This is a genomic window from Cedecea sp. B1(4), from assembly GCF_059414925.1.
Map to the genome: position 1 here is coordinate 1 of NZ_JCAHMZ010000234.1, position 340 is coordinate 340.

At 69.4% G+C, this 340-nt stretch carries 1 protein-coding gene; it reads left to right on the plus strand.

What is annotated here, in order from left to right; genetic code table 11:
- Positions 1-340 (plus strand): substrate binding domain-containing protein (locus tag ACR6JA_RS22755; RefSeq protein WP_494599742.1); only part of this gene is annotated, 340 nt, incomplete at both ends.

The following is a 340-nucleotide window of genomic DNA, read 5'->3' on the forward strand; positions in this document are numbered from 1 at the left end:
GGCGCGGCGCCATCCGCAACTGCAGATCCACACTGCCTACAGCGATCGTTTCGTCGATCTCATCGCCGAGGGCTTCGACTGCGCGATCCGGGTCGGCAACCTGCAGGACTCGAACCTGATCGCCCGGCGGGTGGGCCCGCTGCTGGGCAAGTTCGTGGCCAGCCCGGACTACATCAAAACCCACGGCGCTCCGCAGACGCCCGAGGAACTGGCCGCCCACCAGGCCGTCATGCAGGGCACGGAAGCCTGGCAGCTGCAGGATGGCGACAAGGTCATCAGCGTCCGCCCGCAGGGCCGCTTCAAGGCTGACAGCGGCGTCGCCCTCGCCGTCGCCGCGGCC